General features: G+C 71.4%; 24 protein-coding genes and 5 tRNA genes. 17 read left to right on the top strand and 12 right to left on the bottom strand.

Annotation, left to right across the window (positions count from 1 at the left end):
- Window positions 1-20 precede the first annotated feature (20 nt).
- Window positions 21-830, top strand: a complete 810-nt coding sequence (locus tag C1A38_RS12495; RefSeq protein WP_102658047.1) for an inositol monophosphatase family protein — start codon at window positions 21-23, stop codon at window positions 828-830.
- Between the two features lie 91 nt (window positions 831-921).
- On the opposite strand, the gene C1A38_RS12490 is transcribed toward C1A38_RS12495, so the two are convergent.
- Genes C1A38_RS12490 through bioB form a run of 3 tightly spaced genes read right to left on the bottom strand, consistent with a single transcriptional unit; the run spans window position 922 to window position 2629 of the window.
- Window positions 922-1431 (bottom strand): GNAT family N-acetyltransferase, encoded by a 510-nt coding sequence (locus C1A38_RS12490; protein WP_373306967.1) that lies wholly within the window; start codon window positions 1429-1431, stop codon window positions 922-924.
- Window positions 1432-1433: 2 nt separating this feature from the next.
- Window positions 1434-1628, bottom strand: coding sequence for a biotin synthase auxiliary protein BsaP (gene bsaP / locus C1A38_RS12485; RefSeq protein ID WP_102658045.1), 195 nt, complete (start codon window positions 1626-1628; stop codon window positions 1434-1436).
- Window positions 1629-1633: 5 nt separating this feature from the next.
- Window positions 1634-2629 carry a biotin synthase BioB gene (gene bioB, locus C1A38_RS12480; protein ID WP_102657992.1) on the bottom strand — a complete coding sequence of 332 codons (996 nt, stop codon included), beginning with the start codon at window positions 2627-2629 and terminating at the stop codon, window positions 1634-1636.
- A gap of 160 nt (window positions 2630-2789) precedes the next feature.
- Between bioB and C1A38_RS12475 the strand changes: the two genes are divergently transcribed.
- Both C1A38_RS12475 and bioD read left to right on the top strand, forming a co-directional pair.
- Entirely contained in the window at window positions 2790-3926 is a 1137-nt protein-coding gene (locus C1A38_RS12475) for an 8-amino-7-oxononanoate synthase (protein ID WP_102658044.1), read from the top strand.
- Window positions 3914-4651: a dethiobiotin synthase gene (bioD, locus tag C1A38_RS12470; RefSeq protein WP_102657991.1), complete on the top strand. Its 738-nt coding sequence runs from the start codon at window positions 3914-3916 to the stop codon at window positions 4649-4651. Before C1A38_RS12475 ends, bioD begins: the two co-directional genes overlap by 13 nt.
- Here bioD and C1A38_RS12465 read toward each other — a convergent pair whose 3' ends face one another.
- Together C1A38_RS12465 and C1A38_RS12460 are read right to left on the bottom strand one after the other, a co-directional pair.
- Window positions 4652-5836: a cytochrome P450 gene (locus tag C1A38_RS12465; protein ID WP_199180187.1), complete on the bottom strand. Its 1185-nt coding sequence runs from the start codon at window positions 5834-5836 to the stop codon at window positions 4652-4654.
- Between the two features lies 1 nt (window position 5837).
- Window positions 5838-6506, bottom strand: a complete 669-nt coding sequence (locus C1A38_RS12460; protein WP_102658042.1) for a class I SAM-dependent methyltransferase — start codon at window positions 6504-6506, stop codon at window positions 5838-5840.
- 176 nt (window positions 6507-6682) lie between these two features.
- Between C1A38_RS12460 and C1A38_RS12455 the strand changes: the two genes are divergently transcribed.
- Entirely contained in the window at window positions 6683-7603 is a 921-nt protein-coding gene (locus tag C1A38_RS12455) for a hypothetical protein (RefSeq protein ID WP_102657990.1), read from the top strand.
- Between the two features lie 36 nt (window positions 7604-7639).
- On the opposite strand, the gene C1A38_RS12450 is transcribed toward C1A38_RS12455, so the two are convergent.
- Both C1A38_RS12450 and C1A38_RS12445 read right to left on the bottom strand, forming a co-directional pair.
- Window positions 7640-8215 (bottom strand): TIGR03086 family metal-binding protein, encoded by a 576-nt coding sequence (locus C1A38_RS12450; protein WP_102657989.1) that lies wholly within the window; start codon window positions 8213-8215, stop codon window positions 7640-7642.
- Between the two features lie 48 nt (window positions 8216-8263).
- On the bottom strand, window positions 8264-8866 hold the full coding sequence (locus tag C1A38_RS12445; RefSeq protein WP_102657988.1) for a TetR/AcrR family transcriptional regulator: 603 nt from the start codon (window positions 8864-8866) through the stop codon (window positions 8264-8266).
- A gap of 292 nt (window positions 8867-9158) precedes the next feature.
- On the opposite strand from C1A38_RS12445, the gene C1A38_RS12440 reads away from it, so the two are divergent.
- The 5 genes from C1A38_RS12440 (at window position 9159) to C1A38_RS12420 (ending at window position 11097) form a co-directional block, all read left to right on the top strand.
- Window positions 9159-9231, top strand: a tRNA-Gly gene (locus C1A38_RS12440).
- A 34-nt stretch (window positions 9232-9265) separates the two neighbouring features.
- Window positions 9266-9336 (top strand) — tRNA-Cys (locus C1A38_RS12435).
- A 13-nt stretch (window positions 9337-9349) separates the two neighbouring features.
- Window positions 9350-9424: transfer RNA gene (locus C1A38_RS12430), tRNA-Val, on the top strand.
- Between the two features lie 36 nt (window positions 9425-9460).
- Window positions 9461-9886 carry a PadR family transcriptional regulator gene (locus C1A38_RS12425; RefSeq protein WP_102657987.1) on the top strand — a complete coding sequence of 142 codons (426 nt, stop codon included), beginning with the start codon at window positions 9461-9463 and terminating at the stop codon, window positions 9884-9886.
- Window positions 9883-11097: an FAD-dependent monooxygenase gene (locus C1A38_RS12420; protein WP_102657986.1), complete on the top strand. Its 1215-nt coding sequence runs from the start codon at window positions 9883-9885 to the stop codon at window positions 11095-11097. The genes C1A38_RS12425 and C1A38_RS12420 overlap by 4 nt, the downstream gene beginning before the upstream one ends.
- 97 nt (window positions 11098-11194) lie before the next feature.
- On the opposite strand, the gene C1A38_RS12415 is transcribed toward C1A38_RS12420, so the two are convergent.
- The gene (locus C1A38_RS12415; RefSeq protein WP_013732390.1) at window positions 11195-11437 is read right to left on the bottom strand and encodes a DUF6458 family protein; all 243 of its coding nucleotides are present in this window, start codon (window positions 11435-11437) and stop codon (window positions 11195-11197) included.
- 149 nt (window positions 11438-11586) lie between these two features.
- Between C1A38_RS12415 and C1A38_RS12410 the strand changes: the two genes are divergently transcribed.
- Window positions 11587-11659 (top strand) — tRNA-Gly (locus tag C1A38_RS12410).
- 40 nt (window positions 11660-11699) lie between these two features.
- A tRNA-Val gene (locus tag C1A38_RS12405) sits at window positions 11700-11771 on the top strand.
- Between the two features lie 13 nt (window positions 11772-11784).
- Here C1A38_RS12405 and C1A38_RS12400 read toward each other — a convergent pair.
- On the bottom strand, window positions 11785-12732 hold the full coding sequence (locus C1A38_RS12400; protein WP_102657985.1) for a helix-turn-helix domain-containing protein: 948 nt from the start codon (window positions 12730-12732) through the stop codon (window positions 11785-11787).
- Between the two features lie 102 nt (window positions 12733-12834).
- Between C1A38_RS12400 and C1A38_RS12395 the strand changes: the two genes are divergently transcribed.
- A complete protein-coding gene (locus C1A38_RS12395) occupies window positions 12835-13878 on the top strand; it encodes a saccharopine dehydrogenase family protein (protein WP_102658041.1) in 1044 nt (347 codons plus the stop codon).
- 156 nt (window positions 13879-14034) lie between these two features.
- Window positions 14035-15291, top strand: coding sequence for an MFS transporter (locus C1A38_RS12390; protein WP_102658040.1), 1257 nt, complete (start codon window positions 14035-14037; stop codon window positions 15289-15291).
- A gap of 9 nt (window positions 15292-15300) precedes the next feature.
- Here the strand turns inward: C1A38_RS12390 and C1A38_RS12385 are convergent, their stop codons facing one another.
- Both C1A38_RS12385 and C1A38_RS12380 read right to left on the bottom strand, forming a co-directional pair.
- Complete coding sequence (locus C1A38_RS12385; protein ID WP_233196788.1) at window positions 15301-15924, bottom strand: polysaccharide deacetylase family protein; 624 nt, start codon at window positions 15922-15924, stop codon at window positions 15301-15303.
- A 51-nt stretch (window positions 15925-15975) separates the two neighbouring features.
- Window positions 15976-17601, bottom strand: coding sequence for a glycoside hydrolase family 43 protein (locus tag C1A38_RS12380; protein WP_102657983.1), 1626 nt, complete (start codon window positions 17599-17601; stop codon window positions 15976-15978).
- Window positions 17602-17852: 251 nt separating this feature from the next.
- On the opposite strand from C1A38_RS12380, the gene C1A38_RS12375 reads away from it, so the two are divergent.
- From C1A38_RS12375 to C1A38_RS12360, 4 genes are all read left to right on the top strand, one after another.
- On the top strand, window positions 17853-19145 hold the full coding sequence (locus C1A38_RS12375; protein WP_102657982.1) for an extracellular solute-binding protein: 1293 nt from the start codon (window positions 17853-17855) through the stop codon (window positions 19143-19145).
- Between the two features lie 54 nt (window positions 19146-19199).
- Window positions 19200-20219 carry a LacI family DNA-binding transcriptional regulator gene (locus tag C1A38_RS12370; RefSeq protein ID WP_102657981.1) on the top strand — a complete coding sequence of 340 codons (1020 nt, stop codon included), beginning with the start codon at window positions 19200-19202 and terminating at the stop codon, window positions 20217-20219.
- 187 nt (window positions 20220-20406) lie between these two features.
- Complete coding sequence (locus C1A38_RS12365; RefSeq protein WP_102657980.1) at window positions 20407-21423, top strand: LacI family DNA-binding transcriptional regulator; 1017 nt, start codon at window positions 20407-20409, stop codon at window positions 21421-21423.
- A gap of 252 nt (window positions 21424-21675) precedes the next feature.
- Window positions 21676-22689 (top strand): NAD-dependent epimerase/dehydratase family protein, encoded by a 1014-nt coding sequence (locus C1A38_RS12360; protein ID WP_102657979.1) that lies wholly within the window; start codon window positions 21676-21678, stop codon window positions 22687-22689.
- A gap of 6 nt (window positions 22690-22695) precedes the next feature.
- Here C1A38_RS12360 and C1A38_RS12355 read toward each other — a convergent pair whose 3' ends face one another.
- Entirely contained in the window at window positions 22696-23670 is a 975-nt protein-coding gene (locus tag C1A38_RS12355) for an Acg family FMN-binding oxidoreductase (RefSeq protein ID WP_102657978.1), read from the bottom strand.
- Between the last annotated feature and the right edge of the window lie 98 nt (window positions 23671-23768).

Raw genomic sequence — 23768 nt, 5'->3', positions numbered from 1 at the left:
CCAGCGGCTATGGTGCCGGCATGCCGATCAGCGATGCGGACCTGGTCGTTGCCGCGGCGCAGGCCGGGGCGGCGGTCGTCCGCTCGCACTACGGGTCGGCGCTGACGCACTTCCCGAAGTTCGCTGGTGACTTCGCCACCACGGCCGACGTCGAAGCGGAGGCGGCGATCCTCGACGTCCTGCGCAGCGCGCGCCCGAATGATCTTTTCGTGGGCGAGGAGAGCGGACGCACAGGTACCGGTGTCAGCGGCCGCGTGTGGTTTGTCGATCCGCTGTGCGGAACCCTGAACTACGCGGTCAGGAACATGCTGGCCGCGGTGAACGTGGCTCTGCGGGTCGGGGAGCAGGTCACCGTGGCCGCCTCTGCCGACCCGTTCAGTCATGAGGTGTTCTGGACCGACGGTGCCGGTGCGTACGTGCGTCACGGTGGTGTGGACCAGCGACTCGATCCGTCATCCGAGTCGAGGCTGGTCGACGTCAATCTCGACCCGCCCTTTCCCAACATCGACGTCTTCTCGGCTGCCCGGTTGCTCGCCGACCAGGGCTTCATCGACACCTTCCGCCCGCGGGTGGTCTCCACCACCCTGGCCGTGGCCTGGGTCGCCGCCGGTCGCCGAGCCGCCTACGTCACCGACGGCCACCTGCGCGACAACGTGCATTTCGCGGCCGGCATCGCACTGTGCCAGGCGGCCGGCTGCGTGGTCACCGGCATCGACGGCAAGCCGCTCCACACCGGCCTCGGCGGCCTCGTCGTAGCTGCCGACGAGCAGACACACGCCGCCCTGCTCACTCTCGTCCGAAACCACAGTGCAAGATCACGCTCGATCTGAGATCGAGTGGTCTTCGAGCGGCACGGTAACCACTCGATCCGACATCGAGCGTGATGTTGGGACCGTGGAGGCGCGTGCCGTCCAGGGGACGTCAGTCGGCCAGTTCGTCGGCGAGCAGGTCCATCAGCAGGCCGTCGTGCCAGCGGCCGTCGGCACCGCGCTCGTAGCGGCGCAGCACCCCGACCGGACGGAAACCGACCTTGGCGTACGCCCGGATCGCGGGGGTGTTCGCTGCGGCCGGGTCGATGGTGAACCGGTGATGGCCGTGGTCGTCGATCAGGTGTCGGACCAGGGTGCGGATGGCGTCGCCGCCGAGCCCGGCACCGCGTACCGCCGGGTCGAGGAAGATGTCCAGGCTGGCGTGCCGGTAGTCGCGGTCGTCCTCGGCGTACCACTGGATCGCGCCGACCACCCGGCCGCCGTGCTCGATGGCGTACACGGTCAGGTCGTGGTCGGCGAGATCGGCGGCGACGGCGGCGGCCAGGTCGTCGTCGCCGCGCCACCAGCGGCGCACCTCCGGCTCGGCGCGGATCGCCGCGAGAGCCGGTACGTCCGCTGCGGTCACCGGTCGCAGCACCACCGATCGTCCCCGCAGCAGCATGATCAGCCTCGCAACTCGCCGTGTTCGACACAGACCGCCGACCAGCCGACCGGCAGCACCTGCACCTTCATCCGGCGCCGGCAGTGCGCACAGTAGCGCGGCGGCTCCAGCGCGCGCGCCGCCGCGCAACCCGGGTGGGTGCCGGTCGTCGCGGCCTCGCCGCACCTGTCACACCACATCCCGATCGCCTCGTCCATCGGGATCACAGCGTCGCCGACAGCGCCTTGACCGGCATCTTCAGGTCGTCGAGCAGCTTCAGGTCGTCGGTGGCGGATCGACCCAGGGTGGTCAGGTAGTTGCCGACGATCACCGCGTTGATGCCACCGAGCAGCCCGTCGCGGGTGCCCAGGTCACCCAGGGTGATCTCGCGGCCACCCGCGTACCGCAGGATGGTGCGCGGCATGGCCAGCCGGAACGCGGCGATGGCCCGCAGCGCGTCCTTGCCCTCGACCACCGGCCGGTCGCCGAGCGGCGTGCCGGGGCGGGGGTTGAGGAAGTTCAACGGCACCTCGTGCGGGTCCAGCTCGGCCAGCTGGGCGGCGAACTCGGCCCGCTGCTCCACCGTCTCGCCGAGGCCGAGGATGCCGCCGCAGCAGACCTCCATGCCGGATTCGCGGACCATCCGCAGGGTCTCCCAGCGCTCCTCCCAGGAGTGCGTGGTGACCACGTTCGGGAAGTAGGAGCGGCAGGTCTCCAGGTTGTGGTTGTAGCGGTGCACACCCATGTCGACAAGCTCGTCGACCTGCTCCTTCGTGAGCATGCCCAGCGAGGCGGCGACCTGGATGTCGACCTCGGCCTTGATCGCTGCCACGCCCTCGCGCATCTGCTTCATCAGCCGGGCGTCCGGGCCGCGTACGGCGGCCACGATGCAGAACTCGGTCGCCCCGGTGGCTGCGGTCTGTTTGGCGGCCTTGACCAGCGACGGGATGTCCAGCCACACCGACCGCACCGGGGAGGTGAACAGGCCGGACTGGGAGCAGAAGTGGCAGTCCTCCGGGCAGCCGCCGGTCTTCAGCGAGACGATGCCCTCGACCTCCACCTCCGGGCCGCACCAGCGCATCCGCACCTCGTGGGCGAGTTGAAGCGTGGCGGTCAGGTGCTCGTCGGGAAGGTTGAGCACCGCGAGGACGCCCGCCTGGTCGAGGCCGACGCCGCCCTCCAGCACCTGGTTACGGGCCTGGTCGAGGATCTCTGGCATGGCACGTACCCTACAAGGCCGCCAGACGGGCGGAAACGGGCGCGGCGAGCCAGCACGAACGGACGGCCGGCGTTGCCCGGCGAGCCGTACTGCGCCACGCCGGGCTCGACCGTACGGGTGGTAATTTCGCCCGGCGGAAACCCGGGGGAGGGACGTGGCGGTGGCGGACTGGCTGGCGGCGCTGACCCGCCGCGCCGACTTGCGGGCGAAGGCCGGACTGACCCGCCGGCTGCATCCGCGCGCCGCCGCCGACGCCGTGGTCGACCTCGCCGGCAACGACTACCTGGGCCTGTCCACGCACCCCGAGGTGATCGCCGCCGCGACGCAGGCGCTGTCCCGGTACGGGCTGGGGGCGACCGGCTCCCGCCTGGTCCGCGGCTCCACCGAGGCACACCACGCGTTGGAGGACACCCTCGCCGGTTGGCTCGGCACCGATCGGGCTCTGGTCTTCTCCTCGGGGTATCTGGCCAACCTGGCTGCCGTCCGGGCGCTGGTGCGTCCCCGTACGCTGCTGGTCTCCGACGCGCACAACCACGCCAGCCTGATCGACGGGTGCCGGATCTCCGGTGCGGAGACCGTGGTCACCCCGCACGCCGACGTGGCGGCCGTCGCGGCGGCGCTGGCCGCGGCACCCGGACGGCCGGCGGTGGTGGTCACCGAGTCGGTCTTCTCCGTCGACGGTGACCTGGCCCCGCTGCTGGACCTGCACCGGGTCGCCCGCGAACACGGGGCGTTGCTGCTTGTCGACGACGCGCACGGGCTCGGCGTGACCGGGCCGGCCGGTGCCGGTGCGGTGGCCGCCGCCGGGCTGGCCGGTGAGCCGGACGTGGTGGTCACCGCCACGCTGTCCAAGGCGCTCGGCGGCGCGGGCGGCGTGGTGGCCGGCCCGGCCGAGTTCGTCCGGCATCTGGTGGAGACCGCCCGCACCTTCATCTACGACACCGCCCTGCCGCCGGCGGTGGCCGCCGGGGTGCACGCCGCCGTCGAGGTGGCCCGCACCGGCGACGACAGGCGTGCCGTCCTGACCGAGCGGGCCGCGACGGCGGTGCGTCGGCTGCGCGCCGCCGGCCTGGACGTCTCCACCCCCGACGCCGCCGTCGTGTCGGTCACCGCCCCCGGCCCGCAGGCGGCCACCGAGTGGGCCGCCGCCTGCCGGGACCGGGGCGTGGCGGTCGGCTGTTTCCGTCCGCCCTCCACCCCCGACAGCCGGTCCCGGCTGCGGTTGACGATCGGCGCGGGGGTGCCGCAGGCGGACTTCGAGCATGCCCTGGAGGTCATCGTGGAATGTGCGCCATGACGGATCAGTGGCGGGGACCGGTGCTGGTCACCGGGACCGACACCGAGGTCGGCAAGACTGTGGTGACGGCGGCCATCACCGCCGCCGCGCAGGCGGCCGGGCTGCGGGTCGCGGTGGTCAAACCAGGTCAGACCGGTACGGCCACCGGCGAGCCCGGTGATGTCGAGGCGGTCACCCGGTTGGCCGCCCCGATGACCGGCCGTACCCTGGCCAGCTTCCCCGACCCGCTCGCCCCGCTGGTCGCCGCCCGGGTGGCCGAACTGCCACCCCTGGAGCTGTACAACGCGGTCGACGCGATCCGCGACGAGGCCGACAAACACGACCTGGTGCTGGTCGAGGGGGCCGGTGGGCTGCTCGTACCGATGGGGGTGCGCCCCTCCGGCGAGCCGTGGACGGTGGCCGACCTGGTCGTGTCGCTGGGCGCCCCGGCGGTGGTGGTGGCCCGCGCCGGGCTCGGCACCCTCAACCACACCGCGCTCACCCTGGAGGCGCTCGACCGGCGTGCCGTGCCGGCCGGGGTGGTGATCGGCGCCTGGCCGACCGATCCGGAGCTGGTGCACTGGGCCAACCTCAGCGACCTGCTGCCGAACCTGCTCGGGGCCCTGCCCGCCGGTGCCGGCGCGATGGACCCGGGAGTGTTCCGCCGGTCCGCGCCAGGCTGGCTCACCCCGGCGTTGTACGGCGTCCTCGACGACTGGCGCGCCTGGGCCGACGAGATCAACTGATCAGCGGGCCACCAGGAAGGTGTCCGGCATCCGGAAGGTGAGGTTGTCCGGGTACCAGGGTGCGCGCAGCACACGGACCTCGGCCAGCAGCGGGGCCACCTCCGCCACCACCGTCGCGGCCTCCATCCGGGCCAGTTGGTCACCGACGCAACGGTGTACGCCCGCCCCGAAGGCCAGGTGCCGGCGCGACCCGCGCTGGCCGGGCAGGAACTCGTCGGGTGCGTCCACCACCGCCGGGTCCCGTCCGGCCCCGGCCAGCCACAACACCACACTGGTGCCCGCCGCCACCGCCGTCCCGCCCAGCGTGGTGTCCGCGGCGGCGACCCGCCGCCAGGTGACGATCGGCGGCTCCAGCCGCAGCCCTTCCTCGACCACGTCGGCGACCGCGACCGAACCGTCCCGCAGCCCGGCGAGCACGGCCGGCTCGCCGACGAGTCGGTGCATCAGCAGGGTGAGGAACTGGGACGTGGTCTCCTGGCCGGCGACCAGCAGGAAGAACAGCGCGCCGACGACCACGTCGGGTGGGTGCCCGGCGGCCCGCAGCGCGCCGGCCAGCCCGCCGCCGGTGGTCGCGAACTCGCGCAGCACCCGGTGGAAGCGACCCACCTCGGCGGCGAGCTGCTGCTGCCGGTCGGCGTCCAGCGGTGCCCAGAACAGCTCCAGGGCCGCGCGGGCGAAGCTTTTCACCGCCGTGACCGGGGTGTCGGGCAGCTCGACCAGCCGGGCCAGGACCAGCAACGGCAGGTCGGCGGCGAGCCCGGCGTACAGGTCGACCGGTCGGCCCGCGTCCAGCTCGGCGGTCAGCGTCGCCACCCGCCGGCGGACCAGCGCGGTCAGCCAGTCCCGCTGGTCGGCCACCCGCTTCGGGTGCAGGGCGTCGGCGACCAGCGCCCGGATGCCCGGATGGCTGGCGTCGCCGTTGTTGGCAAGCGTCGGCGGCAGCCGGAACCGGTGTGCGGCGAGGATCCGCAGCGCGGCTACCGGTATCGGGGTCACCGCGTCCAGGGCGTTGTCGGGCCGGTACGTGTGCGGGTCGGTGAGCACCTGCCGGACCAGCGCGTGCCGGGTCACCAGCAGATGCTCGACCCCCACGTGATCGACGACGCGGGCCACGCCGCTGCCGGCCCAGGCGTCGTCGTGCGCCGCCGGGGCCTGCTCCCAGCTGCGGAACAGCACGCGCGCCACGCTAGCCGGTCGTCTCCGGCCGTCCCGCGCGGAGCTGCCACACGGTGGTGCGCTTCACCCGTACGCTCTCCAGCGCCTCGCTGACCGGTACGTCGTAGCTGGCGAGTTCGTCGAAGCGGTCCCGGGGCAGGAAGGCCCGGCCGGGGTCACCGACGAACACCTGTGCTCCGCCGCGGGCGGCGCGCAGCAGGAAGCGCAGCACCCGGTTGGTCATGGCCGCGCTGTAGAAGACGTCCCCGGCGAAGATCACCTCGGCGTCGCCGGCGTCGCCATCGAGGATGTCGGCGAGTTCGGCGTCGACGCGTACCCCGTTGGCTTCGGCGTTGAGGGTGATCGCCGCGACCGCCAGGGGGTCGATCTCCACCGCGCGCACCGCGGCGGCGCCGACCCGGGCGGCGGCGATGGCCACCAGCCCGGAGCCGGACGCCAGGTCGAGCACCCGGCGGCCGGCGGACAGCTGCGGATGGTCGGTGACGTACCGGGCCAGGCCCTGCCCGCCGGCCCAGGCGAAGGCCCAGAACGGCGGCGGCTGGTCGCTGCGGAACTCGCCCTCGGTCAACTCCCACAACCCGATCGGCTCGTCGGCCTGATGCAGTCGCACCTCGGGTACGAAGGCGACGGGCGCGAGCCGGGCGTGCAGCCGGACGAAGGCGGTGGAGAGCGCGGACATCCGGTGATTGTCCATCGGTGCGTTTTCCGGCGTGTCGCGGGTCGGCGGTGAGCGGTTCAATACCGTACGTGAAAACGGGCATCTTGCTTCACCATCCGTGCGAACACACCCGTCTACCGGGTGGCCCCCGGCGCTCCTAGCGTTGCCGATGGAGACGACCAACGGGAGGGCGGATCGTGAAGAGGCTGTGGCGCAGCACGCTACGGATCGGGGTGGTGCTGGCCTGTCTCACCGGGGTGGACGTCGCCATGGCCGCGCCCGCGCACGCGGCGTTCGCCACCGAGCTCAGCGGTCTGCCGGAGCGGTTCACGGCGGGCGGGCAGGCGGCGACGGTGTCCGCCGTGGTGTCCCGCGACGATCCCGGCGGCTGCCTGAAGGTCCGCTGGTCGCTGGTGCTCGCGGTGCAGGGGCTGCGCCTCGATCAGGTGCGGGTGGACCGGATCGAGGAGACCGGCTCGTTCCCGGTGCAGGTGCGCATCGACGGTGACGTGGCCCGGTTGACCGACCGGCAACTGGACCCGGGCACGCTCTGCCGGGGGCGTACGGTGACCGCCCAGTACCGGATCGGGTTCGCCGCGGATGCAACTGAGGGCAGGGTGAGCCTGGCCGCCGAGGCGTACGACCGCAACCTGCGGCTGTTGTCGCGCCAGACGGCGACGCGCGAGGTGATCGGCCGGGCTGCGGTGGCGCCACCCACCACGGCGGCGCCGACACCGAGTTCGGTGCCGACGGTGGACCCGACCGACGAGCCGACCGAGGTGCCGACGGTGGATCCGGTCGACGAGGAGGTCGACACCGCCGACGAGGCGGACGCGGGCGCTGCGGCCGATCCGCCGGCGGCCGGCGCGGCCGGCAACCAGGTTTCGCAGTCCGGCACCGGGATCGGTCTGACCGAGGCCGCCTTCCTGCTCGGTGGACTGCTGCTCTTCCTCGGCGTCGGCCTGCTCATGCGGCTGCGGCAGTTGACCCGCGAGCCGGAGGTGCCCGAGCCCGCGACCGTCACCGTCGGCTCGGGACGGGTCGGGGAGTGGGAACGGCCGCCCGGCGAGTGGGAACAGCCGCCGGACCGACGGCGATGGCGGACGGTGCCCCGCTGATCGGGCGTCCGGTGGTGTCGGTGGCCGACCGGGCCGTCACGGGGCCCAGTCGGGGTCGCGGCCGAAGGCGGCGATGAGCCGGTCCTGTTCGTCGGCTTCGGCCGGAACACCCACCTCGGCGCGGACCAGGCCGTTGCTCCGGTAGGCGTCGACCTCCCCGGCGAACCAGCGGGCGCACTCGGCGACGGCCTCGGCGTCCAGCTTCGGATCGGCGCCGATCGCCACGGCGAGGTCCCAGCCGTGCACGAGGTGTTCGGCGATCAGTTGACGCAGGTACTCCTCGGCCGGGGTGTCGCCGGCCGACAGGTGCACGGTGGCGTCCCGCGCCCCGGGGCGGGTGGCGGCCAGCTCGGCCTGCGCCGCCGCGTCGCGGGCGGCCGCGATCGGGTCCGCGCCGAGTTGGTCACCGTCGTACCGGTCGCCGACTTCGGCGATGGTCCGCCCGGCGAGCAGGGCGACGCTCCAGCGGTCCTCGCCGACCACGTGGTTGACCAGCGTTCGGACGTCCCAGTCGGCGCACGGGGTGGGCGCCGACCATTGTCCGGGGGCGACAAGCGGCACCCGGTCGGCGAACTCGGCCACGCTGCGCCGGTACGTTTCCAGCAGGTCCATGGCGTCATTGTGGCCGCCAGGAGCGCCGCCGGTGACCGGTTCCCGGGCTCAGTCCAGTTGTGTCGGGTCGAGTCCGAGTTCCCGGGCGGCCACCAGGCGTACCCATTCGGCGAACTGCCGGCGGGAGATCACCCGCTCGTGCACCGCGAGTTGCACCGCCAGGCCGTCCATCACCGCGCTGATCCGCCACGCCGCGCCGGCCGGGTCCGCGCACTCGAAGACCCCGTCGCGTACGCCGTCGGAGATGACCGCGGCGAGGTCCTGCCGCCAGCGCAGGTCCAGGCGGCGGGACAACTTCTCCAGTTCGGGGGTACGCAGTGACTCCGACCAGCCGTCGATCCACATCGACCAGGAGGTGGGCCGCCCGGTCGGGGTGTAGAGCCGCAGGATGCGCCGCAGTTTGGTCAACGGCGGGGCGTTGGACCGGGTGATCGTGTCCAGCCGGGCCAGATCCTGCTCGACGGCGTAGGCGAACGCCTGCGCGAGCAGGCGTTCCTTGGTGGCGAAGTGGTAGAAGACAAGTGCCTGACTCACCCCGGCGGCCTGCGCCACATCCGCCGTGCGGGTGTTCGCCAATCCGCGCTGCGCAATCACGTCACACGCGGTGCGTAGCAGGGCATCCAGGCGGATTTCAGCCGCACGTCTCGTCACGTCCGTCACCGTAGCCCATCGAAGCGGATACGGCCTGTCACCAAAGCCCGGTAGATCCATCTTGCGACAGTCGGACACCAGACAATTGTTCGTGGGGAATTTTCTCGTTTGGCATTCACCTTCCCGACCTGCGCGGCAAGCCCACCTACCCATCCTCCTAGGAAGCCCGGCGGTGGAGGTTTCCGACGGGGCGGAGCGTTCCTGACTCGCCGGAGGGCGGTACCCGATTTGGCAACCGTTCCATGGCTCGGCTAAAGTTCTCATCCGTCACCGGAGAACGCTCCGGGGGCACGCGGACGTAGCGCAGCTGGTAGCGCATCACCTTGCCAAGGTGAGGGTCGCGGGTTCGAATCCCGTCGTCCGCTCGGAGCTGCCGCCACGCTTGACGGGGGCAACCTCGGTGGGGTGGCCGAGAGGCGAGGCAACGGCCTGCAAAGCCGTGTACGCGGGTTCAAATCCCGTCCCCACCTCGGACAACAGCAAGGGCGATTGGCGCAGTGGGAGCGCGCTTCCTTGACACGGAAGAGGTCACTGGTTCAAACCCAGTATCGCCCACCAGAAGAATTCGACGACGAAGCCCGTCACCGGACAGCGGTGACGGGCTTCGTCGCACCACAGGAAACCGTCCGGGACAGCGCCCGACCCGAGCGGACCGTGTACGCGATCACCGACGAGGGTCGGCACGAGGTGCACGACTGGCTGCGTACGCTGCTCGCCCAGCCACGCCAGGAGTACCCGCACTTCGCCGTCGCGCTGTCCCTGTTGAGCCTGTTGCCGCCCGACGAGGCAGTCGAGGTGCTGCGCCGTCGCTCGGCGGCGCTGGCCGGACAGATCGAGGAGACCCGGACCACCGTGGCCGACGCCCGCGCCGACGGTCTCGCCTGGATCTACCTGGTCGAGGAGGAGTACAGCCTCGCCCTGCTGGAGGCGGAGCGGCGTTTCGTCGCCGACCTCATCGAGTCGCTCAAGCAGCCGGACTACGCCAGGTCCTGGCAGGAAACCATGGGGGATCGAACATGACAGCTGTCCGTACCGCCCTGGTCGTCGGCGGTGGCATCGCCGGACCGGTGACCGCGATGGCCCTGCGCCGCGCCGGGATCGAAGCCACCGTGTACGAGGGCCACCCGTCGGCCGCCGACGGCGCCGGCGTCACCCTGACCCTGGCCCCCAACGGGCTCGCCGCGCTGCGCGCCGTCGACGCCGAACAGGCCGTCCGGGAGGTCGGCCTGCCGATGCGCCGGACGGTGATCACCGACGGCCGCGGCGGGCTGATCGGCACGCTTCCACACGTCGCGGTGGAGCCGGTCACCGTCGGTCTGTGGCGCGACGACCTGGCGCGGGCCCTGCGCGAGCGGGCCGAGGCGCAGGGCGTGCCCATCGTGTACGGCAAGCGTCTCGTCGACGCCGAGTCGACCGCCGACGGGGTGCTGGCCCGGTTCGGCGACGGCTCGACCGCCACCGCCGACCTGCTGATCGGTGCCGACGGCATCCGCTCCCGGGTGCGTACCCTGATCGATCCGGCCGCCCCCGACCCGCAGGTGCTGCCGCTGCTCAACCTTGGCGGCGCCGCCCGGTACGCGGTGCCCGACGCCGACCCGGAGGCGATGTACCTGGTCTTCGGAGCCCGGGGTTTCTTCGGCTACTGGGTCGAGCCGGACGGCCGGACGGCCTGGTTCGCCAACGTGCCCGACCCGCGACCGACCACCTGGGCCGAGGCCAACCAGACCCCGCCGGACCAGTGGCTGCACCGGCTGCGTGAGGTGTACGCCGACGACGTGCCGGCCCACCAGGTGCTCGCGCACACCGAGCCCGCCGACGTGGTGGCGATCGGGTCGATCGAGAGCATGCCGTCGGTGCCGCGCTGGTACCGCGACCGGATGGTTCTGGTCGGCGACGCGGTGCACGCCCCGTCACCCAGTTCCGGCCAGGGCGCGTCACTGGCCGTGGAGAGCGCCGTGCAGTTGGCGCGCTGCCTGCGCGACCACCCGGACCTGCCGGCGGCGTTCACCGCCTACGAACGGTTGCGTCGCCCGCGGGTGGAGAAGGTGGTCCGCCGTGGCCGGCAGACCACCTCCACCAAGACGGCCGGACCGGTCGCGAAGCGGATGATGCGGATCATGATGCCGTTGGCGCTGCGGACCTTCCTCAACCCGGAGCGGTCCCTCGGCGCCGAACAGCGTTACCGCATCGACTGGGACGCCCCGGTCAGCGCGGAGTTGGCGCAACACTGACCGGCGGCGCTGCGATCCGTGCTCGGACACGACGGTGGCGGCCACCAACCTGGTGGCCGCCACCGCTCGTCGATCGCTCAACTTGTTGGGCCGCTTGTCACAGCGGCGGTGCGACGTCCCGACGCTCCTCGACCCGGCGGTACTCCACCGGCTCCTCGGTGGTGGCGACGACCTCACGCCGGCGTCCCCAGACGAGCGTGGTCATGATCAGGCCGACCACACCGGCTGCCATCAGAATCCAGCCGACGACGTCCAGGTCCAGACCGCCGATGCTGGCGTTGAGCGCGAAGGTGAGGATGGCGCCCACCGCGAGCAGAAAAATACTGGTGCCGATACCCATGACAGCCTCCTTTTCCGGGGGATGCGGTGTGCTGTCGAAGGGCTCTGTACCCCGGCGGTGACCGGCGCAATCACCCGCACTGTGGGGTGGCCGTTCGGGCGATCTTGTCATCGGGTACAGTTGGCCCGTCCCCGGCGGTGCCGGGGCAGGCGGACGTAGCGCAGCTGGTAGCGCATCACCTTGCCAAGGTGAGGGTCGCGGGTTCGAATCCCGTCGTCCGCTCGCGATTCGCCCACACCCGATCGGGTGTGGCGGTCACCACGGGCGATTGGCGCAGTGGGAGCGCGCTTCCTTGACACGGAAGAGGTCACTGGTTCAAACCCAGTATCGCCCACTCGAAACGCACCTCATCCTCGGAACGTGCGACGGTAGGTGTCCGGCGGTACGCCGATGGTGCGGTGGAAGTGGCGGCGCAGAGTCGTCGCAGTGCCCATGCCCGCAGTCGAGGCGATGGTGTCGACGCTGTCGTCCGTGGTCTCCAGCAGTTCCTGCGCGCGGCGGATCCGCTGCGTCAACAGCCACTGCAACGGGGTGGTGCCGGTTACCGCGTGGAAGTGGCGGGCCAGGTGGCGCGAGCTCATGTTCGCCTGACGGGCCAGGTCCTCCACGGTCAGCGGCTGGTCCAGCCGCCGCATCACCCAGGGGAGCAACGTGGCGAGCGGATGGTCGTCGTGGGCGGGTACCGGCGTGGTGACGAACTGGGCCTGGCCGCCAGCCCGGTGCGGCGGCACGACCAGGCGGCGGGCGACGACGTTGGCGACTGCCGAGCCGTGGTCGCGGCGGACGAGATGGAGGCACAGGTCCATCGCCGCAGCCTTGCCCGCCGACGTGAGCACGCTGCCGTTGTCGACATAGAGCACATCCGGGTCGACCTTCACCAGGGGATAGCGCGTGGCCAGTTGCTCGGTGTGGGCCCAGTGCGTGGTCGCGCACAACCCGTCGAGCAGACCGGCGGCGGCGAGCACGAACACGCCCGTACACAGGGAGACCACCCGCGCGCCTGACGCGTGGGCCGCACGTACCGCCTCGACCAGGTCGGCCGGTGGCTCCTCGTCGACATCGGCCAGGGCGGGGACGATCACGGTGCCGGCATCTGCCAGCCGGTCGAGCGCGCAGTCCGGCTCCAGCAGGAACCGGCCGACCCGGACGGTCTCCGTGCCACACACCCGGACGTCGTACCAGGGGCCGGGCACGGCATCCGGCTTGGAGCCGAAGACTTCGTAGGCCAGGCCCAGCTCGAAGTGCAGCATCCCGTGGGTAGCGGCGAGCGCAACGGAGCGCCGCGCAGAACTCATGTCGGGAATTGTACGAGGCGTGTCGTTTCAGACACTGGTCCGGGTGGGTCGACGGGGAAAGGATTGTCCGCAGTGGATCACTTCGAGTACCTGGGAGTAAGCGTGGGATCAGGTCAGACCGTGGCGGTGTTCGGCGCGTACGGGCACACTGGGCGCTTCGTGGTCGCGGAGTTACGCGAGCGCGGATACGTACCGCTGCTCCTCGGCCGCGACCAGGACAAGTTGCGGGCGCTTGCGCAGACCCATCCGGGGCTCGGGGTGCGTCAGGCGTCGGTCGACGATCCGGCCTCGCTCGACCGCGGGCTGGAGGGCGCAGCCGCCGTGATCAACTGTGCGGGGCCCTTCGCCGCCACGGCGGGCCCGATTGTCGAGGCGGCGCTGCGCGCCGGCATCGCGTACGTCGACGTGGCGGCCGAGATCGAGGCGAACCTCGACACCTTCGCGCACTTCGCGGAGCGCGCCAACGCCGCGGGCACCGTGGTGGTGCCGGCGATGGCTTTCTACGGTGGCCTCGGTGACCTGCTGGTCACCACCGCGATGGGCGACTGGACGACGGCCGACGAGGTGCACGTCGCCTACGGCCTGAGCAGTTGGAGCCCCACCGGCGGAACTGTCGCCTCGGGTGTGGTGTCGCAGCAGCGACGCGGTGGCCGGCGGGTCCGTTACACCGGCGGACAGGTGGAGTACCACGACGACGCTCTGCCGACCGTGCAGTGGGACTTCCCTGCTCCGCTCGGCTCCCAGAGCGTCATCGCGGAGTTCACCATGGCCGACATCGTCACCATTGCCAGCCACCTGGCCGTCCCGGAGATTCGCACCTACATGACCGCCAAGGCGGCTGCGGAGCTCTCCGCTCCGTACGCTTCGGCGCCGGACGCCGTCGATGAGCGCGGCCGTTCCGCGCAGACCTTCGTCGTCGACGTCCTCGTTCGCTCCGGCGCAACGGAACGCCGCCTGGCCGCCACCGGTCAGGACATCTACGCCGTCAGCGCACCCCTCGCGGTGGAGGCCGTCGACCGCATCCTCACGGGCCGGACCAGGGGCACCGGCGTGGCCTCCGCGGGCGCGATCTTCGACGCCCCGGATTTCCTCCGCGCCATCTCCCCGCACCTCTCACTGCACGTCGCACCCGGCGTACGCGGCTGACCAGCGATCCGGACCGCGGCCAGGAGTGTGGTCTCGATGAGCAGGCGCTGATTCGCGTTCTGCCGGGCGCTAAGCCCGGGCCGCAATGCTCGATCGAGCTGCCAGACTTCCCGCATGGGCACCCCGGCTTTCGTTCGTTCGTCACCGTACTGGCCGGTGGTCCGACACCGGATCCTGCGCCGGCTGCTGCCGGGATTCGCGCTGTCGTACCTCGGGGAGGGGATGGCGCTGCTGGCGGTCAGCTGGCTGGCCATCCAGCTGGCGCCCCGGGCGAACGCCGGTGTCTGGGTGGCCGCCGCGGTCGCCGCGTACACGCTGCCGGGTGCCCTCGGCACCGTGCTGTTCGCCCGGATGCTCAGTGGGCGCAGCGGGGGTCAGCTGGCCGCCTGGGACGCGGTCGTCCGGGCGGTGATGCTCGGGGCGATCCCCGTGGTCCACCTCGCCGGAGCCCTCGACATCAGGTGGTTCACGCTGCTGCTCGGGTGCTCCGCACTGCTGCGCTCGTGGGGGTCGGCGGGCCGGTTCACCCTCATCGCCGAGCTGCTGCCGGTCGAGCACCGGCTGGCGGGCAACGCGCTCATCGGACTGTTCAGCGAGGCGTCGACGCTGATCGGGCCGGCCCTGGCGGCACTGCTCATCGCGGCCGCCGGGCCGGTGCTCGTCATCGGCGTCGCCGCCGGCACGTACGCCGTCCTCGCGGTCAGCTACCTGGTCGCCGTGCCGAGGACGGCCCGGGCCCCCATCGAGCAGCGGCAGGGATCGAGCCTCGCCGGCTTCGCCGCGATCTGGCGCGATCGACCGTTGCTCGGACTGTCCGCGCTGACCTTCGGGTTCTTCTTCCTCTACGGGCCCGTGCAGGTGGCGTTGCCGATCCACGTCGCCGAGTCGCTCGGCAACTCCGCCGGCACCCTCGCCGCATTCTGGACCGCGTTCGGCGCCGGGGCGCTGATCGGCGGATTCGTCGCCGGCTACCTGCGCCGTTGGCGGCTGTGGCCGACAATCATCGCCATCGTCGTCGGCTGGGGTGCGGCCCTGCTGCCACTGGGCCTCGGCGCACCGACCGCCGTGGCCCTGGTCGCCATCGCGATCGGCGGGCTGATCTGGGCCCCGTATCCGGCCGCCACGATGGCGTTGCTGCAACGCAGCACCGACGGCGCCGGCAGAGCACCGGTCCTCGCCGCGTACGCCGCGATCGCGACGCTGTCCGTACCGCTGGGCACCATCACCGCCGGGCCGTTGATCACCGGCATCGGTGCCGAGTTCACCATCCTGGCCGCAGCGGTGCTGACGGTGGCCTTCGGCGTCATCGCCGCGGCGATCGCGATCTGGCGGGCGGTCAAGGGCGCAAGGGTCGGCCCGGTGTCGTCCGATGACAGCCAGGGCGAGCAGACCCTGATCAAGGCTCACCCGTGACGTGTCGGTTCACCTGCCGGCGGAGGCTCCGGCTGATGCGGGCAGGGCGAATCGCCAGCCGTCGGCCAGCAGCGGGGGGATGACGAGGTCGACGGCGTCGACGGTCTGGCTGCGGTCGCCGCCGCCGTCGTGCAGCAGCACCACCGCGCCGGGGGTGACGCCCTCGGTGAGGCGGCGGGCCAACTCGTCGGTGCCGGGTGGCACCCAGTCGGTGACGGCCAGCTGCCAGCCCATCGGTCGCATCCCCAGCGCGGTCGCCACGGTCGGGGTCTGACCCCAGGCGCCGTACGGGGCCCGGAAGTAGGGCAGTGGCGTATAGGGCACGGCCCGGCGGATGACCGCGTTGGTTTCCAGCAGGTCGGAGGCGATCCGGCCGGGAGTCCAGTCGCTCATGTCGTCGTGGTGCATGCTGTGGTTGCCCAGCGCGTGGCCGGCGGCGACGATCCGGCGGACCAGGTCCGGGTGGCTGGCGGCCTGGTCGCCCTGGAGGAAGAAGACCGCCGGCACATCGTGGGCGGCGAGTACGTCGAGCAGGCGTGGGGTGTGCACCGGATGCGGTCCGTCGTCGAAGGTGAGACAGAGGACGCGGTCGGTGCCGATCGTCGCTTCGGGGCAGGCCGGGGTGCCCGGCATGGAACTGTTGTGCCGCGCGGTCATCGGGGGTGAGGGGTGAGGGGACATCGGTCAGCCCTTTTGGTGGTAGGTGGCGTGGTCGAAGTCGGCGTAGTGGCCGTCGCCGCCGATGTCCTGCACCCAGAGGCCGAGCAGGGCGCCGGTGAAGCCCCAGGCGGCGGGTTCCCCGTCGACGATCTGGGCTGCGTGCTCGTCGGAGAGGATGGTGGCGTCGAGGGTGACGGGCAGTTCTCGCCAGCCGTCGCCGAGGTCGTACGCGAAGTGCAGCGCCGGGCCGTCGAATCTCACCCGTAGCCCGACCCGGCGGGCACCGCCGGTGTCGACGGTGAGTTCGGGGTACGGGGTGCGTCGTCCGCTGTCGCAGCTGAGCAGTTCCAGCACGGTCCGCCCGTCGTCGGCCCGGGTCAGGTACAGATAGTGCCAGTTCTGGGTGTTGTAGTAGCCGGTGATGCCGGCCAGGTGGCGGTGGTTGCCGGGGTCGAACTCGACGACCGTCTCCAGCGAGCAGCGTGGTGCATCGACCCGCCGCGCCACCAGGCTCGGTGTCTGTTTGCCGACCGGCGACTGCCCGCCGTAGACGCGCAGGTGCGAGGGGCGCGACCGCAGGTCGATCCAGTCGTCGGTGGCGGGCCGGCGCAGGGTGGACCACCAGCTGGCCAGTTCCGGCGCGTCGAAGTGGTCGGTGGCCGGTTCGGCAGGCCACGGATGGGCGGGCAGGTCGGGGGCGGCGATCTCGTCGGCCGGGATGCCGCCGGGGATCCTCGGCCAGCCGCCGGGAGACCATTCGACCTTCTGCAGGGCGGTTTCCCGGCCGAGGACGCAGTTGCCCAGCGGGGTGTAGGGGCGGCCGACCAGGTGGGCGAGGTACCAGTCGCCGTGCTGGGTGCGGACCAGGCTGCCGTGGCCGGCCTTCTGCAGGGTGAGGTCCGGTCGGCCCACCGAGGTGAGCAGCGGACCGGCCGGGTCGACCTCGTACGGTCCGAACAGCTCACGCGAGCGTGCGACAGTGACCTGGTGTTCCCAGCTGGTCCCGCCCTCGGCGGTGACCAGCCAGTACCACCCGTCGTGGCGGTAGATGTGCGGTGCCTCGGTCAGGCCGACCTCGGTGCCGGTGAAGATGAGTCGGGTCGGGCCGATCAGTTGCCGGCGGTCGGGATCGTACTGCTGGATCTCGATGCCGCCGAAGCGGTTGCGGCCGGGACGCCAGTCGGCGCTCATGGCCAGCAGCCACACCGTGCCGTCGTCGTCGTGGAACAGTGAGGCGTCGAAGCCGTGCGAGTGCAGTCGGACCGGATCCGACCAGGGGCCGGTGATGGCCGGTGCGGTGGTGAGGAAGTTCTGGGCGTCCCAGTAGCCGCTGGCGAAGCTGGCCACGTCGCTGTAGACGAGGTGGAACAGGCCGTCGTGCCAGGTGAGGTCGGGAGCCCAGATGCCGTTGGAGTCGCCGCAGCCGCGCAGATCGAGCAGCCGGCGTTCGGTGACGATGCCGCCCAGCGCCCGCCAGTGGACGAGGTCTCTGGAGTGGTGTACGCGTACCCCCGGGTACCACTCGAAGGTCGAGGTGGCCAGGTAGTAGTCGTCGCCGACCCGCAGAATGGAGGGGTCCGGGTGAAAGCCTGGGAGCACGGGATTGCGGATCGACCGGGTGGTCGTCACGTCTGCGGTCTCGGTCGACATGTTCGACTCCTTCAGGCTCTGATCCCGGAGTACTTCCGGAAAAGTCGCCGTTGGACACGCCAGGATTGCCTCACGGTATCGGCTGGCGTCTCCTTGCGACACCCCTCTTGACCGCGTGTGTCAACGCGTCGTAACGTGCCGGCCATCACCTCGAAAATACCGGCATCAGGCTGAAAACTTTCGGGCTGCCGACTGGCCTCTCGCCGTTTGTGGTGTTGCGCGCGCACGTCACATGGTTGAAGGGATGAGGCATGACAACGCACGTTTCCCGCAGATCGCTGCTCGGCCTGGCTGGTGCGGGTGTCGGCGCGGTTCTGCTCGGCGGCTGTGCGGACGACGAGCCCAGCGGCCCGACCACTCCACAGCGGATCAACTGGTGGCACATCCAGAACACCGATCCCATGCTGCCGGTGTGGGCCGAGATGGCGCGGTTGTACACCACCCGGCACGACAAGATCACCATCGAGGTCAATCCGCTGGAGAACGAGGTCTTCAAGGCGGAGCTGGCCAAGGTCACCAAGGCGGGCTCGCCGCCGGACCTGTTCCAGTCCTGGGGCGGTGGTCTGCTGCGCGAACAGGCCGAGGCGGGGCTGGTCAAGGACATCACCTCGGAGGTGTCGCCCTGGATCGGTCAACTGCTGCCGGCCGCGTTGCAGCCGTACACCATCGACGGCCGGATCTACGGCATCCCGTTCGACATCGGCATGATCGGTTTCTGGTACAACCGTGACCTCTTCGCCGAGGCCGGGATCACCTCGCCGCCGACCACCTGGGCCCAGTTGCTGACCACGGTGCAGAAGCTCAAGTCCGCGGGCATCGTGCCCATCGCGTTGGCCGGCAAGGACAAGTGGCCCGGGCACTACTACTGGGCGTACCTGGCGATGCGGATCGGTGGTCTGGGTGCGTTGCGACAGGCGGCCGAGGACGGCAACTTCAACACTCCGGACTTCGTGGCGGCCGGCGAACACGTCCGCCAGCTGATCGACCTGCAACCGTTCCAGCCTGGCTTCCGGCGCGCCGAGTACGGGTCGTCGAACGGGCAGGCCGCGGCGATGGGCAACGGCGAGGCGGCCATGGAGTTGATGGGCCAGTGGGCCCCCTCCATCCAGGCGTCGTCGTCGACCAGCAAGCTCGGCATCGGCGGGCAGCTCGGCTTCTTCACCTTTCCGACGGTGGAGGGTGGCAAGGGTGAGGCTACCGACGCCTTCGGCGGTGGCAACGGCTTCGCGGTCGGTCGCAACGCACCACCGGCCACTGTGGATTTCCTGCGGTCGCTGCTGCGGTCGGAGAATCAGCGTTGGGCGGCGGAGACCGGCGCGGTGCTGCCCACCAACCTGGCGGCCGTCGGCCGGATCAAGGATCCGAACAACCAGGTGGTCGCGGCGCATCTGGCCGTCGCCAGCGGGTTCCAGCTCTATCTCGACCAGGCTTTCCCGCCGGCGGTCGGTGAGCAGATCAACAAGAGCGTCGCCGATCTGATCGTCGGTTCCAAGAAGCCGGAGCAGATCGTCAAGGACATCACCCGAGTGGCGCAGAAGCAGTAGTGGTGTCCGTCGGCCGACGGCCGGCAAGGAACATGAGCAAGGGGGAGGGGCCGCGTGGGTGCCAACGACAACCGCACGGTGACCATCGCGGCGATCGCCCGCCTGGCCGGGGTGTCGGTGCCGACGGTGTCGCGGGTGATCAATGGTCGTTCGGATGTGGCTCCGCAGACGCGTCAGCGGGTGGAGGAGTTGCTGTCGCGGCATGGTTACCGGCGTCGGCCGCCGAGTATGCGGGCGAGTTCGGGGCTGGTGGATCTGGTTTTCAACGACCTGGACAGTCCGTGGGCGGTGGAGATCATCCGCGGGGTCGAGGACGTCGCGCACGCCGCCGGGGTGGGCACGGTGGTCTCCGCCATCCACCGCCGTACGTCGTCGGCCAAGCAGTGGCTCGACAACATCCGGACCCGGTCCACCGAGGGGGTCATCTTCGTGACCTCGACCCTTGAGCCACCGCAGCAGGCCGAGTTGCGCCGGCTCAACATTCCCGTGGTGATCGTCGACCCGGCCGGTGTCCCCTCCCAGGACGCGCCGACCATCGGTGCCACCAACTGGGCGGGCAGCCTGCGTGCCACCGAGTACCTGATCGGTCTGGGGCATCGGCGGATCGGGTTCATCGCCGGGCCGCCGCAGTTGATGTGCAGTCGGGCCCGGATGGACGGCTACCGGGCCGCCCTGGAAGCCGCCGGACTGCCGATCGACGACCGGCTGATCCAGCCCGGCAACTTCTACCACGAGGCCGGGTTCGCGGGCGGGGCACGGTTGCTGGCGTTGGCGGACCCGCCGACGGCGATCTTCGCGTCGAGTGACCAGATGGCGTTGGGTGTCTACGAGGCGGTACGGCAGCGCGGGCTGCGGATGCCCGGCGACATCAGCGTGGTCGGCTTCGACGACCTGCCCGAGGTGCGCTGGTGCTCGCCGCCGCTGACGACGGTGCGTCAACCGTTGGCCCAGATGGGGATGCTGGCCGCGCGTACGGTGCTGCGGCTGGCCAAGGGGGAGAAGGTGGAGAGCCCTCGGGTGGAACTGGCCACCGAACTCGTCATCAGGGACAGCGCGGCACCGCCAAAGGTCTGACCTGGCCGGAGAGGCACGGCAGCAGCCCGACTGCTGCCGTGCGATGACCGTTGGCCCGATGTGAATTGCACCAATTACCGGTAGGCGGCTGGAATTTCTCGGCACTAGGGTAGGGGAGGCAGCCGGCAGCCCGTCCCGGCCGCTCCTCGTCGCCGCGCGGGCTGTCGCCGTACCGGTTGGGAGTGCAGTGGCTGCCAGAGAGACCCGCAAGGTCACCATCTCCGTGATCGCCGATCTGGCCGGGGTGTCGGTGCCGACGGTGTCGCGGGTGATCAATGGTCGTTCGGATGTGGCTCCGCAGACGCGTCAGCGGGTGGAGGAGTTGCTGTCGCGGCATGGTTACCGGCGTCGGCCGCCGAGTATGCGGGCGAGTTCGGGGCTGGTGGATCTGGTTTTCAACGACCTGGACAGTCCGTGGGCGGTGGAGATCATCCGCGGGGTCGAGGACGTCGCGCACAGCGCCGGGGTGGGCACGGTGGTCTCCGCCATCCACCGCCAGAACACCTCCGCGGAACAGTGGCTCGACGGCATGCGGCGGCGCGGCACCGAGGGCGTCATCTTCGTGACCTCGATGGTCGAGGCGCCGCTGCAGGCCGAGTTGCGTCGGCTCGACGTGCCCGTGGTGATCGTCGATGCGGACGGACTGCCGGCCCAGGAAGCGCCGACGATCGGTGCCGCCAACTGGGCCGGTGGCCTGCGTGCCACCGAGTACCTGATCGGTCTGGGGCATCGGCGGATCGGGTTCATCGCCGGGCCGCCGCAGTTGATGTGCAGTCGGGCCCGGATGGACGGCTACCGGGCCGCCCTGGAATCCGCCGGGATCGCCTTCGACGAGGCACTCGTCTGTCCCGGCGACTTCTACCACGAGGCCGGCTTCGTCGGTGGCGGGCGGCTGCTGGGGCTGGCGAAGCCGCCGACAGCGATCTTCGCGTCGAGCGACCAGATGGCGTTGGGCGTCTACGAGGCGGTACGGCAGCGCGGGCTGCGCATCCCGGACGACATCAGCGTGGTCGGCTTCGACGACCTGCCGGAGGTGCGCTGGTGCTCGCCGCCGCTGACCACCGTGCGTCAACCGCTGAGCGAGATGGGGATGCTGGCCGCGCGTACGGTGCTGCGGCTGGCCAAGGGGGAGAAGGTGGAGAGCCCTCGGGTGGAGCTGGCCACCGAGCTCGTGATCCGGGACAGCGCCGCCCCCGCCGCATAGGAATTTACCGATAGTTTTCCGGAAGTTGTTGACCGGCGTATCGGCCGCGGCCGACGATGGAGTCGGTCACCCGTTCTCGTAACGACGTGATCAGGTGGTCGCCCGCCGTGCCCGCGGCACCGCCGAACCTGGCCCGCGTCGACCGGACAACTGATCGTCCGGGCGGCGCGGGCACCCTCGTTCTGCCGTCGGCAGATCCGCTCACGGCGAACCGGACTCGCGTCCGTCCGCAAGCGACGGCAGGGTGGCGGTATGCGACTGCTGATGCTGGGTGGAACGGGTTTCGTCGGCGGGGCGACGGTCCAGGAAGCGTTGTCCCGTGGCTGGTCGGTGACGGTGTTCAACCGGGGGCGGCACGGGGCTGCTCCGGCCGGCGTACGACGGCTGGTCGGTGACCGCCTCGCTCCCGACGGGCTGGCCGCCCTCACCGACGGCGAGTGGGACCTGGTCGTCGACACCTGGGACGGCGCACCCCGGGCGGCGCGGACGGTGGCGCGGCTGCTCGACGGTCGGATCGGCCACTACGTCTACGTCTCCAGCGGCTCCGTCTACGCCCCGCCGGTGCCGGTCGGGGTGACCGAACAGAGCCCGGTGGTGGACGCCGACCCGGATGCCACCGAGGGCGACTACCCGCAGTTGAAGGCCGGCGCCGAACGGGCCCTGCGCGAGGTGTTCGGCGAGCGTGTGCTGCTGGCCCGGGCCGGGCTGATCCTCGGGCCCGGCGAGGACATCGGTCGGCTGCCGTGGTGGCTCGGTCGCCTCGCGCGTGGCGGTGACGTGCTGGCACCGGGACCGGTGGACCTGCCGGTGCAGTACATCGACGTCCGGGACCTGGCCGCCTTCCTGCTGGAGGCCGGCACCGCGGGCCGTGGCGGACCGGTCAACGTGGTCGGTCGACCGGGGGCGGCCACCTTCGGCGAACTGCTCGACGCCTGTCGTGCCGTCACGGGCGCCGACGCCCGGCTGCGCTGGGTCGAGCCGGAGCGCATCCTCGCCGCCGGTGTGGTGCCGTGGAACGACCTGCCGATCTGGATCCCGCCGGGCCACGACTGGCGATGGATCCAGGAGAAGGACGTCACCCGCGCGTACGCCGACGGACTGCGCTGCCGGCCCCTGGCCGACACGGTGGCCGACACCTGGTCGTGGTTGCGTCGGGTCGGTGAAGTGCCGTCCCGGGCCGGTCGTCCGGCCCGGCCGCCGGTCGGTCTGGACCCGCAGCGGGAGGCCGCTCTGCTCGCCTCGCTCGCTGCGGACCGGAGCATGTAGCCGGCGCTACATCTGGTGCACCGGCAGGTCCAGCACCTCGTCGACGTCCCGACGCGGGGTGGGCCAGCCGGGTTGGCCGTACCCGATGCGCATCACCATCTGGGGGGTGCCGAAGCGTCCCAGCGACACGCGCAACTGCTCCCGCGCCGAAGGCACCTCCACCGGTTGGGACAGCATCGACACCGACAATCCGCAGTCGGTGGCGGTGAGCAGCACCCGCTGCAACGCCTGACCGGCGACGACCTGGTCGACGGCGGTGTTGCCGGTCGAGCCGAGCACCGCGACAAGCGGTTCGGGTTCGAAGTCGCGGCCGGGCGGGCGGTACCGGTCGCCGAAGCCCCGCGCCGGCAGCAGGTCCTGCGCCTCGGCGCGAGGGCCGCCGGCAGCGGCAGGTACGCCGTCGAGGGCGTACTCACGGCGGATCCAGGCCTGCCGTTCCGCCCGGTAGGCCGGGTCGCGTTCGAGGACACGGTTCGCGCCGTGGGCGATCTCGGCGAACGCGTTGACCGCGCTGACCCCGATCACCAGCTCCAGCCAGCAGTGCTCGGCGCGCGCCGCGTCGCCGAGGCGCCAGCGGGCGTCGGCGGGTACGGGATCCGGCCAGAAGGGGGCACGGTTGCTGAACCGGCGGGGAATGGCCGCGTACAGGTTCTGTTCGGTCGGGGTGGGTCGGCGTGGCACGTCCGGCACCAGCCGGGCGACCACGTCCGGTTCCGCCGGGTACGGTCGCAGCCGGACCGTCGCCGGGTTGCCGGCCACCGCGAGGGCCAGCCGCAGGTTGAACAGTGCCGCGCCGGCGGCGACCCGGGCACCCCATCCGCTGGGGTCGGTGGCGGGCAGCCGGCGGGCCGGGTCGACGAGGATCTCGATGCCGCCGTCGCGCAGCCGGAACCGCCACGGCTGGACGTTGTGCAGGGACGGCGCGCGTACCGCATCGGTGGCCGCAACCCGCAACTGTTCGACGCTGTAGCCGATGTCCATGGTCGGACCCCCTCACACTCTCCCGTTACCCCTTCCACGGTGCCCTCCCACCACCCCCTGACAGCAGGGCCACTGGTCCCAACCCCTCAGGACCCCCC

It is taken from the genome of Verrucosispora sp. ts21, assembly GCF_002879555.1.
GTDB classification, from domain to species: domain Bacteria; phylum Actinomycetota; class Actinomycetes; order Mycobacteriales; family Micromonosporaceae; genus Micromonospora; species Micromonospora gifhornensis.
The sequence above is the reverse complement of the archived record's forward strand: the minus strand, read 5'-3'. Positions and strand labels throughout refer to the sequence as shown.

Excerpts from the sequence above, each read along its gene's own strand:
- bioD (WP_102657991.1), top strand. The coding sequence starts at position 3,914 with ATGTGCGCCATGACGGATCAGTGGCGGGGACCGGTGCTGGTCACCGGG.
- C1A38_RS12400 (WP_102657985.1), bottom strand. The coding sequence starts at position 12,732 with ATGAGTTCTGCGCGGCGCTCCGTTGCGCTCGCCGCTACCCACGGGATG.
- C1A38_RS12490 (WP_373306967.1), bottom strand. The coding sequence starts at position 1,431 with ATGCTGCTGCGGGGACGATCGGTGGTGCTGCGACCGGTGACCGCAGCG.
- C1A38_RS12380 (WP_102657983.1), bottom strand. The coding sequence starts at position 17,601 with ATGTCGACCGAGACCGCAGACGTGACGACCACCCGGTCGATCCGCAAT.
- bioB (WP_102657992.1), bottom strand. The coding sequence starts at position 2,629 with ATGCCAGAGATCCTCGACCAGGCCCGTAACCAGGTGCTGGAGGGCGGC.
- C1A38_RS12355 (WP_102657978.1), bottom strand. The coding sequence starts at position 23,670 with ATGGACATCGGCTACAGCGTCGAACAGTTGCGGGTTGCGGCCACCGAT.
- C1A38_RS12450 (WP_102657989.1), bottom strand. The coding sequence starts at position 8,215 with ATGGACCTGCTGGAAACGTACCGGCGCAGCGTGGCCGAGTTCGCCGAC.
- C1A38_RS12385 (WP_233196788.1), bottom strand. The coding sequence starts at position 15,924 with ATGCCGGGCACCCCGGCCTGCCCCGAAGCGACGATCGGCACCGACCGC.
- C1A38_RS12360 (WP_102657979.1), top strand. The coding sequence starts at position 21,676 with ATGCGACTGCTGATGCTGGGTGGAACGGGTTTCGTCGGCGGGGCGACG.
- C1A38_RS12495 (WP_102658047.1), top strand. The coding sequence starts at position 21 with ATGCCGATCAGCGATGCGGACCTGGTCGTTGCCGCGGCGCAGGCCGGG.
- C1A38_RS12375 (WP_102657982.1), top strand. The coding sequence starts at position 17,853 with ATGACAACGCACGTTTCCCGCAGATCGCTGCTCGGCCTGGCTGGTGCG.
- bsaP (WP_102658045.1), bottom strand. The coding sequence starts at position 1,628 with ATGGACGAGGCGATCGGGATGTGGTGTGACAGGTGCGGCGAGGCCGCG.
- C1A38_RS12460 (WP_102658042.1), bottom strand. The coding sequence starts at position 6,506 with ATGTCCGCGCTCTCCACCGCCTTCGTCCGGCTGCACGCCCGGCTCGCG.
- C1A38_RS12415 (WP_013732390.1), bottom strand. The coding sequence starts at position 11,437 with ATGGGTATCGGCACCAGTATTTTTCTGCTCGCGGTGGGCGCCATCCTC.
- C1A38_RS12420 (WP_102657986.1), top strand. The coding sequence starts at position 9,883 with ATGACAGCTGTCCGTACCGCCCTGGTCGTCGGCGGTGGCATCGCCGGA.